The organism is Pseudomonas sp. NPDC087342, assembly GCF_044744265.1.
GTDB lineage: Bacteria > Pseudomonadota > Gammaproteobacteria > Pseudomonadales > Pseudomonadaceae > Aquipseudomonas > Aquipseudomonas nunensis.
In genome coordinates this window covers 108,539-119,757 of record NZ_JBIUXZ010000007.1, presented here as the reverse complement: position 1 = coordinate 119,757, position 11,219 = coordinate 108,539, and the positions used below count along the sequence as shown (strand labels likewise).

9 protein-coding genes and 3 pseudogenes are annotated in these 11,219 nt (G+C 60.3%); 3 read left to right on the top strand and 9 right to left on the bottom strand.

Annotated features, from left to right (window positions below):
* From ACIOYV_RS17075 to ACIOYV_RS17065, 3 genes and pseudogenes are all read right to left on the bottom strand, one after another.
* Nucleotides 1-2,214 (bottom strand): annotated as a pseudogene (locus tag ACIOYV_RS17075) (phosphate ABC transporter permease); the annotation flags it as partial.
* A gap of 240 nt (nt 2,215-2,454) precedes the next feature.
* Entirely contained in the window at nt 2,455-3,456 is a 1,002-nt protein-coding gene (locus tag ACIOYV_RS17070) for a phosphate ABC transporter substrate-binding protein PstS (protein WP_054048327.1), read from the bottom strand.
* A gap of 257 nt (nt 3,457-3,713) precedes the next feature.
* On the bottom strand, nt 3,714-5,012 hold the full coding sequence (locus ACIOYV_RS17065; RefSeq protein WP_054048325.1) for an MFS transporter: 1,299 nt from the start codon (nt 5,010-5,012) through the stop codon (nt 3,714-3,716).
* Between the two features lie 363 nt (nt 5,013-5,375).
* Between ACIOYV_RS17065 and ACIOYV_RS17060 the strand changes: the two genes are divergently transcribed.
* Together ACIOYV_RS17060 and ACIOYV_RS17055 are read left to right on the top strand one after the other, a co-directional pair.
* On the top strand, nt 5,376-5,780 hold the full coding sequence (locus tag ACIOYV_RS17060; protein WP_054048323.1) for an acyl-CoA thioesterase: 405 nt from the start codon (nt 5,376-5,378) through the stop codon (nt 5,778-5,780).
* A 57-nt stretch (nt 5,781-5,837) separates the two neighbouring features.
* Complete coding sequence (locus ACIOYV_RS17055) at nt 5,838-6,737, top strand: D-hexose-6-phosphate mutarotase (protein WP_401325398.1); 900 nt, start codon at nt 5,838-5,840, stop codon at nt 6,735-6,737.
* An 84-nt stretch (nt 6,738-6,821) separates the two neighbouring features.
* Here ACIOYV_RS17055 and ACIOYV_RS17050 read toward each other — a convergent pair whose 3' ends face one another.
* The 5 genes from ACIOYV_RS17050 to ACIOYV_RS17030 all read right to left on the bottom strand — a co-directional run bounded on the left by ACIOYV_RS17050 (nt 6,822) and on the right by ACIOYV_RS17030 (nt 10,609).
* Nucleotides 6,822-7,358 carry a DUF3299 domain-containing protein gene (locus ACIOYV_RS17050; RefSeq protein ID WP_054048741.1) on the bottom strand — a complete coding sequence of 179 codons (537 nt, stop codon included), beginning with the start codon at nt 7,356-7,358 and terminating at the stop codon, nt 6,822-6,824.
* An 88-nt stretch (nt 7,359-7,446) separates the two neighbouring features.
* Entirely contained in the window at nt 7,447-7,692 is a 246-nt protein-coding gene (locus ACIOYV_RS17045; protein WP_401325395.1) for a GlsB/YeaQ/YmgE family stress response membrane protein, read from the bottom strand.
* A gap of 107 nt (nt 7,693-7,799) precedes the next feature.
* Nucleotides 7,800-8,882 (bottom strand): 5-(carboxyamino)imidazole ribonucleotide synthase, encoded by a 1,083-nt coding sequence (locus tag ACIOYV_RS17040; RefSeq protein ID WP_401325392.1) that lies wholly within the window; start codon nt 8,880-8,882, stop codon nt 7,800-7,802.
* 11 nt (nt 8,883-8,893) lie between these two features.
* The gene (gene purE / locus ACIOYV_RS17035; RefSeq protein WP_019694319.1) at nt 8,894-9,385 is read right to left on the bottom strand and encodes a 5-(carboxyamino)imidazole ribonucleotide mutase; all 492 of its coding nucleotides are present in this window, start codon (nt 9,383-9,385) and stop codon (nt 8,894-8,896) included.
* 306 nt (nt 9,386-9,691) lie between these two features.
* On the bottom strand, nt 9,692-10,609 hold the full coding sequence (locus tag ACIOYV_RS17030; RefSeq protein WP_401325389.1) for a LysR substrate-binding domain-containing protein: 918 nt from the start codon (nt 10,607-10,609) through the stop codon (nt 9,692-9,694).
* Nucleotides 10,610-10,789: 180 nt separating this feature from the next.
* Between ACIOYV_RS17030 and ACIOYV_RS17025 the strand changes: the two are divergent.
* Nucleotides 10,790-11,158 (top strand): annotated as a pseudogene (locus ACIOYV_RS17025) (lyase family protein); the annotation flags it as partial.
* Here ACIOYV_RS17025 and ACIOYV_RS17020 read toward each other — a convergent pair.
* Nucleotides 11,137-11,219, bottom strand: a pseudogene (locus ACIOYV_RS17020) (integrase); the annotation flags it as partial. The pseudogenes ACIOYV_RS17025 and ACIOYV_RS17020 sit on opposite strands and share 22 nt — an antisense overlap.

The following is an 11,219-nucleotide window of genomic DNA, read 5'->3' as shown; positions in this document are numbered from 1 at the left end:
GACCAACACCAGCACCCGCGCCGAGAGGACCACCACGCGCTAGTGGCTGCCGCCGACTTCCGACTCCGGCATTTCCACCGCGACGTTGGCGGCCAGGGTGCGCAGGCCTTCGAACAGGTTCATTTCCATGACCGGGGTGTTACCAGTGGCCATCAGCACGATCATCGTTTCACCGACCGCGCGGCCCATACCGATCATCAGCGCCGAGAAGATGCCCGGGCTCGCGGTCAGAATCACCACGCGGGTCATGGTCTGCCAAGGCGTGGCACCGAGGGCCAGGGAACCGAGGGTCAGGCCGCGAGGCACGCTGAACACGGCGTCTTCGGCAATGGAGTAGATGTTCGGGATCACCGCGAAACCCATGGCCAGACCGACCACCAATGCGTTGCGCTGGTCGTAGGTGATGCCCAGGTCGTGGGAGATCCACATGCGCATGTCGCCGCCGAAGAACCAGGTTTCCATGTACGGGCTCATGTACAGCGAGAGCCAGCCCACAAACAGGATCACCGGGATCAGAATCGCGGCTTCCCAGCCGTCCGGCACTTTCAGGCGGATGGACTCAGGCAGACGGCTGAAGATGAAACCGGCCACCAGCACGCCAATCGGCAGCAGCATCAGCAAGCTGAAGATGCCCGGCAAATGCCCTTCTACATACGGTGCGAGGAACAGGCCGGCGAAGAAACCGAGGATCACCGTCGGCATCGCTTCCATCAGCTCGATCACCGGTTTGACCTTGCGGCGCATGCCCGGGGCCATGAAGTACGCGGTGTAGATCGCCGCAGCGACGGCCAGTGGAGCGGCCAGCAGCATGGCGTAGAACGCGGCTTTCAAGGTACCGAAGGTCAGCGGAGACAAGCTCAGCTTGGGTTCGAAGTCGGTGTTGGCTGCGGTCGATTGCCAGACGTATTTAGGCTCGTCGTAGTTCTCGTACCAGACCTTGCTCCACAACGCGCTCCACGATACTTCCGGGTGCGGGTTGTCGAGCAGCAGCGGTTGAATCTTGCCGCCGGCTTCCACGATCACGCGGTTGGCCCGTGGCGACAGACCGAAAATCCCCTGCCCCTCAACCACTTGATCAACCAGCAAGGTGCGGTGCGCGGTACTGTGGAACACGCCGAGCTTGCCGGACGCATCGAGGGCGATGAAGCCTTTGCGACGCTCTTCGGCGGTGATTTCAACGATTGGCGTAGTGCCCATCTGGAAGTTGCGGATCTGCTTCAAGCGCAGCTCGCCATCCGGATCGCGGGCCATGAACCACTGGGCCAGGCCACCCTTGGAGTCACCCATGATCAGCGAGATACCGCCCACCAGTTGGGTGCTGGCGGTAATCTCGGCATCGCCGTTTTCCAGCAGTTTGTAGCGACCGTTGAGACTCTTGTCGCGCAGGCTGAACACGTCGGCCTGGGCACGCCCGTTGATCACGTACAACCATTGCTGGCGCGGGTCGACGAAGATGTTCTTCACCGGCTCGGTCATTTGCGGCAGGTCGATGCGCTTCTGCTCGTTGGTGACTTCGCCGGTCATCATGTTTTCTTCGCTGGTCAGCGAGAGCACATTGAGTTGCGAACCGGTGGAGCCGACCAGCATCAGCGTGGTGTCGGTGGCGTTGAGGCTGACATGCTCCAGCGCCCCGCCCGCCTCGTTCAGCGCAATCGGGGTGTCGCCGTACGGGAAATCGATGGCCGGCGAGATGGTTTTCTTGTTGTCCGGGTAGCTGACTTTATACGTGTGACGGAACACCAGCGCCTGACCGTTGGACAGACCGACCGCGACCAGCGGATGACCCGGCTGGTCTTCACCGATGGAGGTCACGGTGGTGCCAGCCGGGATCGGCAGATCGACACGCTTGAGTTCAGCGCCACTGTCGATGTCGAAGAACAGCGCCTGGCCCTTGTCGGAAACCCGCATGGCGACCTGGTTCTGTTCTTCCAGAGAGATCATCAGCGGCTTGCCGGCGTCTTGAATCCAGGCCGGGGTGATGGCGTCCTTGGCGGTCAGGCTGGCACCCTGGAACAGCGGCGCAACCACGTAGGCAAGGAAGAAAAAGATCAGCGTGATCGCGCCGAGGACGGCGAGGCCGCCGACGAGGACGTACCAGCGGGTCAGGCGATCTTTGAGCGCACGAATTCGGCGCTTGCGTTGCAACTCAGGCGTATTGAAGTCAATTCGCTTGGGGGGATTGGTAGTCATGGTGGAATTGGCCAGATCATTCATGCGCACACCCTAGCGATCCTGTATGACAGAAAGATGACAATGCAGTGACGCAACAAATCCGCCGCCAGAGGGTACTGGCAGAGGACCGAAAATTTTGGGGGCCGGTATGCACCGGCATTTGTAGGAGCGAGGCTTGCCCGCGAAGGCGTCGGCACATTCAACATCAATGTTGGCTGACCCATCGCTTTCGCGAGCAAGCTTCGCTCCTACAGGTCCGGGGCGAGCCCCGGACCTAGGGTGTTACTTCTTTGCGACTTCAGCGCCGCCTTCTTGCAGACCCAGGTCAGCCAGTGCTTTTGCAGCAACCTTGGCTGGCAGTGGGATGTAGCCGTCTTTCACTACAACTTCCTGGCCCTGTTTGGACAGAACCAGTTTCACGAACTCGGCTTCCAGCGGTGCCAGAGGCTTGTTCGGGGCTTTGTTGACGTACACGTAGAGGAAACGCGACAGCGGGTATTTGCCGTTCAGTGCGTTTTCTTCGCTGTCTTCGATGAACTCGGTGCTGCCTTTCTTCGACAGGGCTACGGTTTTCACGCTAGCTGTCTTGTAGCCGATGCCCGAGTAACCGATGCCGTTCAGCGAGGAGCTGATCGACTGCACGACCGAAGCCGAGCCTGGTTGTTCGTTGACGTTTGGCTTGTAGTCGCCTTTGCACAGGGCTTCTTCTTTGAAGTAGCCGTAGGTGCCGGATACCGAGTTACGACCGAACAGTTGAACCGGCTTGTTGGCCAGGTCGCCGGTCACACCCAGGTCGCCCCAGGTTTTAACGTCGGTTTTAGCGCCGCACAGACGAGTCGAGGAGAAGATCGCGTCGACTTGTTCCATGGTCAGGTGCTGGATCGGGTTGTCTTTGTGCACGAACACCGCCAGGGCGTCCACGGCAACCGGGATAGCGGTTGGCTTGTAGCCGTACTTCTGCTCGAAGGCAGCCAGTTCGGTGTCCTTCATTTTGCGGCTCATCGGGCCCAGGTTAGAGGTGCCTTCAGTCAACGCAGGTGGCGCAGTGGCAGAGCCAGCGGCCTGAATCTGGATGTTTACGTTCGGGTATTCTTTTTTGTAGTTCTCAGCCCACAGGGTCATGAGGTTGGCCAGGGTATCGGAGCCGACGCTGGACAGGTTGCCCGACACACCAGTGGTTTTGGTGTAGCTCGGGATAGCAGGGTCAACAGCGGCGAACGCGTTGGCAGTCGCAACGCCAGCAGCGACAAAAGTCATTGCCGCCATCAAACGCTTCAGTTTCATGCCTTACTCCTAGCAGATAGGGTGTGTTAAGTCGGGGCCAAGTATCAGCGGGCCGTATGAACACTCTATGGCTGAAATATGACAATTGGATGAAAGGCCAGCATTCAGTGTTTCGAAGTAATTCCGTGTAATCGTTCTTCGCGGGCAAGCCTCGCTCCTACAGGTCCGAGTCGTACACGCATCATGCGAACGACCTCAATTCTGTAGGAGCGAGGCTTGCCCGCGAAGGCGTCGGTACAGTCGATGAAAGGCGCGCCTTAACGCCCCTTCTTCCAAAGATAAGCACCCACCAGAATCCCGACCCCGCAAATGATCGCCACATAATAGGCAGGCCCCATCGGGCTTTCCTTGAGCAGCAACGTCACGATCATCGGGGTCAAGCCGCCGAAGATCGCGTAGGCCAGGTTGTAGGAGAACGACAGACCGCTGAAACGCACCACTGCCGGGAAGGCTTTGACCATCACGTACGGCACGGCGCCGATGGTGCCGACCAGCAGACCGGTCACGGCGTACATCGGGAATAGCCAATCCGGGTGATCAAACAGGCTGTGGTAGAAAGTCCACGAACTCAGCAGCAGCAACGCACTGCCGAACACGAATACCCGGCCAGCGCCAAAGCGATCAGCCAGCGCCCCGGACGCCACGCAACCCAGGCTCAGGAACACAATTGCCAGGCTATTGGCCTGCAACGCGGTGGTCGGGGTGAAGTGGTAAACGGTCTGCAGCACGGTCGGGGTCATCAGGATGACCACGATGATGCCGGCGGACAGCAGCCAGGTCAGCAGCATGGAAATCACGATCGCCCCGCGATGGTCACGCAGTACAGCGCGCAGCGGCACTTCTTCGGCCAGGGCCTTGCGCAGTTGCAGTTCGGCGAACACCGGGGTTTCGTGGAGCCAGCGGCGCAGGTAGACCGAGAACAAACCAAATACGCCGCCGAGCAGGAACGGGATCCGCCAGGCGTAATCCGCGACTTCCACCGGGGTATAAATGCTGTTGATCGCCGTGGCGACCAGCGAACCCAGGAGGATGCCGGCCGTCAGACCGCTGGTCAGGGTGCCACAGGCATAGCCGATGTGCCGCTGGGGCACGTGTTCGGAAACGAAGACCCAGGCGCCGGGCACTTCACCGCCAATCGCTGCGCCCTGAATCACGCGCATCAGCAGCAACAGGATCGGCGCCCACATGCCGATCTGCGCATAGGTTGGCAGCAGGCCCATGATCAGGGTCGGTACCGCCATCATGAAAATGCTCAGGGTGAACATCTTCTTGCGCCCCAGCAGGTCGCCGAAGTGCGCCATGACGATGCCGCCCAACGGACGCGCCAGGTAGCCGGCGGCGAAGATGCCGAAGGTCTGCATCAGGCGCAGCCACTCGGGCATGTCGGCCGGAAAGAACAGCTTGCCGACCACAGTGGCGAAGAACACGAAGATGATGAAGTCGTAGAACTCTAGCGCGCCGCCCAGGGCGGACAGCGACAAGGTCTTGTAATCGTTGCGGGTCAACGGACGTGCGGATTGCGTTGGCTGCGCAGTGCTCGAGGGCGCTGTGGTCATGGCAAGGGCTTCTCTTATAGTCGGATCTGCAACCCCAACAACGCTGGCGGAGGCTTGGGCAGGTCCGCACGATAGCAAATTGTTCGAAAAAGCACATAGAGGTGCGTATTTGACGGTCGAAATGAGAACCGGACGGTCGTCTCGGAGTCTACCGACCGATATACTCGCAATCTTGCAACAGTTTGTAAGGGTTGCTGTGCGAAAACGCCTGCCGGGCTCCACAGGCGATTTCGCAGAGTTTCCCTTTAGGCGCCTTACGAAAAACGTAACGAACGTAGTATGTTCGGGCTGAATCGTTTTTCTTGAAGACGGCTATTCACCTGAAAGACCAACGTAGAGTCACGGGTCAGAGGCACCCCCGGCATGATAGAGCTCGAACAAGAAGATCCAATCCCGCAAGGCGACCTGGCCCTGCAAATCACTGCACTTCCACGCGAAACCAACGGCTTTGGCGATATTTTCGGCGGCTGGCTGGTGGCGCAGATGGATTTGGCCGGCACCGCAATGGCCAGCAAAGTCGCCGGTGGCCGCGTGGCGACCGTTGCGATCGACCGCATGGCGTTCCTGGTTCCGGTAGCGGTGGGCGCTCAGCTCTCCTTCTATACCCAGGCCCTGGAAATCGGCCGCAGCTCGATCCAGATGATGGTCGAGGTCTGGAGCGACGATCCGCTGTCCAGTGAGTGGCGTAAAGTGACTGAAGCGGTATTTGTGTTCGTCGCCATCGACGGCAGCGGTCGCACCCGTTCGTGCCCGCCAAGAGCGCGCTAAACACAGCGCGCATTTTGCGGTCCATTGCAGTCCTGTTCCAAATTGAGAGTTGTCCCCATGAGCACGCCAAACGTTGAAGCCGTCAAACTGGATGAACTGAACTGCTGGCGCATTCGCCACGGTCAGGCCGAACTGCTGGTGGCCCAGCAAGGCGCGCACATCCTCAGTTATCAATTGGCCGGGCAACCGCCACTGATCTGGCTCAACGACGAGGCTGTGTTCAAGACCGGCAAGAGTATCCGCGCCGGCGTGCCGGTGTGCTGGCCGTGGTTCGGTAACTTCCCGCGCAACCCGCAGAGCGTGCAGGCGATGCGCGTCAGCAGTGAACCCGCTGCCGCTCACGGCTTTGTCCGCGCGACGGATTGGGAACTGGGTGGCATCGAAGCCGAGGGTGAAAGCCTGAAGGTGGAATTTATCCTGCCCTACCCCGAAGGCGGTTTTCCGGGCTGGCCGCATCAGGTGGACTTGAAGCTGAGTATTCGTCTGGATGAGCAACTGCACATCAGCCTGACCAGCCACAACCGCGGCACAGAAACCGTGACGATCAGCCAGGCGTTGCACAGTTATTTCGCCGTCAGCGATGTGCGTAACGTGCAGGTCGAAGGGCTGGATGGCTTGAGTTACATCGATACGACCAAGGACTGGGCCACGGCCACGCAGACCGGCGATCTGGACTTTACTGGCGAGACTGACCGCATCTACCTGAATGTTCCGGCCAAGCTGAGCATTGTCGACCCGGCCTGGGAACGGCGCATCGAGCTGACCAGCAGCGGTTCGCGCACGGCGGTGATCTGGAATCCGTGGATTGATCGCGCAGCGGCGTTCAGCGACATGGCCGACGATGGCTGGCAACGCATGCTATGCATCGAGACGGCGAATGTGATGGACGATGTGGTGAACCTGGCAGCGGGCGCCAGTCATACACTCGGCGTGAGCATCGGTAGCAAACCCCTTTAAAAGCTTCGCGGGCAAGCCTCGCTCCTACAGGTCAGCGCATATCCTGTAGGAGCGAGGCTTGCCCGCGAATCGATCCACCAAACGCTACAAATCCGATTCCTTCACTACCCGCACCTTCGCCGCATCCAGCGCATACGCCGCGTCGGCCAGGTCGTTGTTGACCTTCTCTATCTTCAGCGTGCCGGTCACCCACAGCGGTGTGTAGATATCGTCCAGCTTCAAGCCTTTCGGATAACGCACCAGCACCAACTGGTTGGGCGGCGGTGGCGGCACGTGGATGCAGGCGCCCGGGTAGGGCACGAGGAAGAACAGCGTGCTGCGGCCCTTGGCGTCGGACTCCAGCGGCACCGGGTAACCACCGATGCGGATGTTCTTGTCGTTCATCGACGGCACGGTTTTGGTCGAGTACATCACCGCCGGCAAACCCTTGCCCTGCTTCATGCCACCCTTTGACGTAAAGGTGCCATCGCCTTCAGGGGTGTTGTGGTCGATTTCGGGCATGGCTTCGAGGGCTTTCTGGTCCGACTTGGGCATTAGTTCCAGCCAGTCGGTTTCCGGCAGTTCGCCGGCATGGGCAAGGCCCGAGCCCAGGAATAAGAGGGTCAACAGAAGACGGCGCATGGAGATGCTCGGCAAAGGGAGAGTCGATGGAATGGCGAGCATTCTAGCCCTCCCGGCCTGCGCAGCCGAGAGGACTTTGTCGCTTGAATCAGTTTCTTTTGATCAGGCCGTAGACCACCAGCAACACGATCGCACCGACCAGTGCACCGATGAAGCCAGCGCCTTCGCCCGCATGGTAAATGCCCAGCGCCTGGCCGCCATAAGTGGCCGCCAGCGAACCGCCGATACCGAGCAGGATGGTCATGATCCAACCCATGCTGTCATCGCCCGGTTTCAGGAACCGTGCCAGCAGGCCGACGATCAAGCCGATAAAGATGGTACCGATAATTCCCATGGCATTTCCCTCTGAATGATTTGGATATGCCCAAAGCCTAGACAGACTTTGGCATCCTGCCATCAGAGAACGGCGGACACTGAAGGTTCCGCCGCTGCCACATGAAACTATTCGGCGATGAGCGCTTCAACCTTGAGGATCTGCGCCGCCAGCGTCTCGCGATCTGCACAACGCAGATTGGCGTGACCGACCTTGCGGCCGACCTTGAACGCCTTGCCATAGTGGTGCAAATGGCAGTCGTCGATGGCGATGACTTTCTCTACCGGCGGAACAACGCCGATGAAGTTGAGCATCGCGCTCTCGCCGATCTTGGCCGTCGAACCCAATGGCAGACCGGCAACGGCCCGCAGGTGGTTTTCGAACTGGCTGCACTCGGCGCCTTCGGTGGTCCAGTGCCCGGAGTTGTGCACGCGCGGGGCGATTTCGTTGGCCTTGAGGCCACCGTCGACTTCAAAGAATTCGAACGCCATCACGCCAACATACTCCAGATGCTTGAGCACACGGCTGGAGTAGTCTTCAGCCAGGGCTTGCAGCGGGTGATCGGTGCTGGCCACCGACAGCTTGAGGATGCCGCTGTCGTGGGTGTTGTGAACCAGTGGATAGAAGCGGGTTTCGCCATCGCGAGCACGCACGGCGATCAGCGAGACTTCACCGGTGAACGGCACAAAGCCTTCCAGCAGGCAGGCTACGCTGCCCAGCTCGGCGAAGGTGCCGACCACGTCTTCCGGTTTGCGCAGGACTTTCTGGCCCTTGCCGTCGTAACCCAGAGTGCGGGTTTTCAACACGGCTGGCAGACCGATCGAAGCGACAGCAGCCTCCAGATCGGCTTGCGACTGGATGTCGGCGAACGCCGGGGTGGGAATCCCCAGGTCCTTGAACATGCTTTTCTCGAACCAGCGATCGCGGGCGATGCGCAGGGCTTCGGCGCTCGGGTAGACCGGGACGAACTGCGACAGGAAAGCCACGGTTTCAGCCGGGACACTTTCGAACTCGAACGTCACCAGATCGACTTCATCGGCCAGCTGGCGCAGGTGATCCTGATCGCCGTAATCGGCCCGCAGATGCTCGCCCAACGCGGCGGCACAGGCGTCCGGCGCCGGGTCGAGGAAAGCGAAGTTCATGCCCAGCGGAGTGCCCGCCAGCGCCAACATGCGGCCCAACTGGCCGCCACCGATTACACCGATCTTCATCGTCAACAACCTCAGGCGATGCGTGGGTCTGGATTGTCCAGGACGCTGTCTGTCTGCTCAGCACGGAAAGTTTTCAGCACCGCATGGAACTGCGGGTGCTTGGCGCCCAGGATACTCGCCGACAACAACGCCGCGTTGATCGCGCCAGCCTTGCCGATGGCCAGGGTGGCTACCGGGATGCCCGCTGGCATCTGCACGATCGAGAGCAGCGAATCGACGCCCGAGAGCATCGACGACTGCACCGGTACGCCGAGCACCGGCAGGTGGGTCTTGGCCGCACACATGCCAGGCAGGTGAGCCGCGCCACCGGCACCGGCGATAATCACCTCGATGCCACGCGCCTCAGCCTCTTCGGCATACTGGAACAGCAGGTCCGGGGTGCGGTGGGCAGAGACCACTTTCACCTCGTAAGGGATGCCGAGCTTTTCCAGCATATCGGCGGTGTGGCTAAGGGTGGACCAATCGGACTTGGAGCCCATGATCACGCCAACCAGTGCACTCATCGTCGTGCCTCTTCTCTCTGGGCGCCCGCAGGCGCGTCAAAAAACAACAAGCCACGCAATTTGCGTGGCTTGATTGTACGAAAAATGGCCGGACGAACCGGCCGAAGGCCGCGCAGTATACCTCAATGAAGCAGATAAACAGCCCCCGAAACGACCATCTGTCATACGGCGTAAAGTGCCGGTTTTATTGACTCGAAGGTCAGCCAGCGAACACCACAAATCTACCCGAATCCTGTAGGAGCCAGGCTTGCCGGCGAAGGCGATCTCACGGACGCCTTCGCCGGCAAGCCTGGCTCCTACAAAACATCATTGACCGGTTGTGCCTTGCGCTGCACCACCTTCCAGCTTGCGCCATAACAAACGCACGTTCGCCTTGCGCACCAGCGCGCAGCGATACAGACGAATCTCCAGCGGCACATGCCATTGCGGGCCGCCGCACACCACCAGTTCACCGCGAGCCAGTTCGGCGCGCACGCTCAGTTGCGGCACCCAGGCAATCCCCAGCCCTTCCAGCGCCATGCTTTTCAGGCTGTCGGCCATAGCGGTCTCATAAATGGTGGTAAAGCGCAGGGCGCGCTGGCGCAGCAGCAGGTTCACCGAACGCCCGAGAAACGCACCGGCGCTGTAAGCAAGCAACGGCACACTGCCCTCGCCTTCCAGATCGAACAGCGGCTTGCCCTCGGCGTCCGCCGCGCAGACTGGCAGCATCTCCGTCTGGCCCAAATGCAGCGACGGGAAGATTTCCGGGTCCATCTGCATCGCTGCGTCCGGGTCATAGAACGCCAACATCAAGTCGCAACCGCCCTCACGCAACGCGTGCACGGCATCGCCGACGTTGGTCGCCACCAGCCGCGTGGCAATGTTCAGGCCTTCATTCCGCAACTGCGCGATCCAGCGCGGGAAGAAACCCAGCGCCAGCGAGTGAGCCGCCGCCACCTGCATCACTTCGCCCTGCCCGCCTTCCAAATGATGGAGATGGCGCAACACTTCGCCCAACTGCTCGACCACCGTGCGCGCCGTCACCAGAAACAACTGCCCCGCCGCTGTCAGCTCGACCGGCGTGCGCGAGCGGTTGACCAGTTGCAGCCCCAACGCGGCCTCAAGGCTGCGGATCCGCCGGCTAAATGCAGGCTGGGTCACGAAGCGCCGTTCCGCAGCCTGGGAGAAGCTGCGGGTGGCGGCCAGGGCGCTAAAGTCCTCCAGCCATTTACTTTCCAGATTCATCACGCCCTCCCGGACACGCACCAAATTAGGTCACACGCTCGCCGCACACACGGCGTCACATGGGCATTATGCCGAATGTGCATAGGCCAGCGCTTAACAGCATTGGCCCAAAATTCTTCACAAGCCTAGCATTTGCAGCGTTCCGGCACAGACCGGGTCCATATCGAGATGATTTCTATCATGTCCTCCGCTGCATCTTTCCGCACAGAAAAAGACCTGCTTGGCGTACTCGAAGTACCCGCTCAAGCGTATTACGGCATCCAGACCCTGCGAGCGGTGAACAACTTCCGTCTCTCCGGCGTTCCGATTTCGCATTACCCGAAGCTGGTTGTCGGCCTGGCCATGGTTAAACAAGCCGCTGCTGACGCCAACCGCGAGCTGGGTCATCTGAGCGAAGCCAAGCACGCTGCCATCAGCGAAGCCTGTGCACGACTGATCCGCGGCGATTTCCACGAAGAGTTCGTGGTCGACATGATTCAAGGCGGCGCTGGCACTTCGACCAACATGAATGCCAACGAAGTCATCGCCAACATCGCGCTGGAGGCCATGGTCCTGAAGCCGTGGCCGCACACGTCCTTACTGGTGTCATAGCCGACGTTGCGGAGCATGG

Coding starts and splice junctions, on each gene's coding strand:
- ACIOYV_RS17070 (WP_054048327.1), bottom strand. CDS start 3,456: ATGAAACTGAAGCGTTTGATGGCGGCAATGACTTTTGTCGCTGCTGGC.
- ACIOYV_RS17065 (WP_054048325.1), bottom strand. CDS start 5,012: ATGACCACAGCGCCCTCGAGCACTGCGCAGCCAACGCAATCCGCACGT.
- ACIOYV_RS17060 (WP_054048323.1), top strand. CDS start 5,376: ATGATAGAGCTCGAACAAGAAGATCCAATCCCGCAAGGCGACCTGGCC.
- ACIOYV_RS17055 (WP_401325398.1), top strand. CDS start 5,838: ATGAGCACGCCAAACGTTGAAGCCGTCAAACTGGATGAACTGAACTGC.
- ACIOYV_RS17050 (WP_054048741.1), bottom strand. CDS start 7,358: ATGCGCCGTCTTCTGTTGACCCTCTTATTCCTGGGCTCGGGCCTTGCC.
- ACIOYV_RS17045 (WP_401325395.1), bottom strand. CDS start 7,692: ATGGGAATTATCGGTACCATCTTTATCGGCTTGATCGTCGGCCTGCTG.
- ACIOYV_RS17040 (WP_401325392.1), bottom strand. CDS start 8,882: ATGAAGATCGGTGTAATCGGTGGCGGCCAGTTGGGCCGCATGTTGGCG.
- purE (WP_019694319.1), bottom strand. CDS start 9,385: ATGAGTGCACTGGTTGGCGTGATCATGGGCTCCAAGTCCGATTGGTCC.
- ACIOYV_RS17030 (WP_401325389.1), bottom strand. CDS start 10,609: ATGAATCTGGAAAGTAAATGGCTGGAGGACTTTAGCGCCCTGGCCGCC.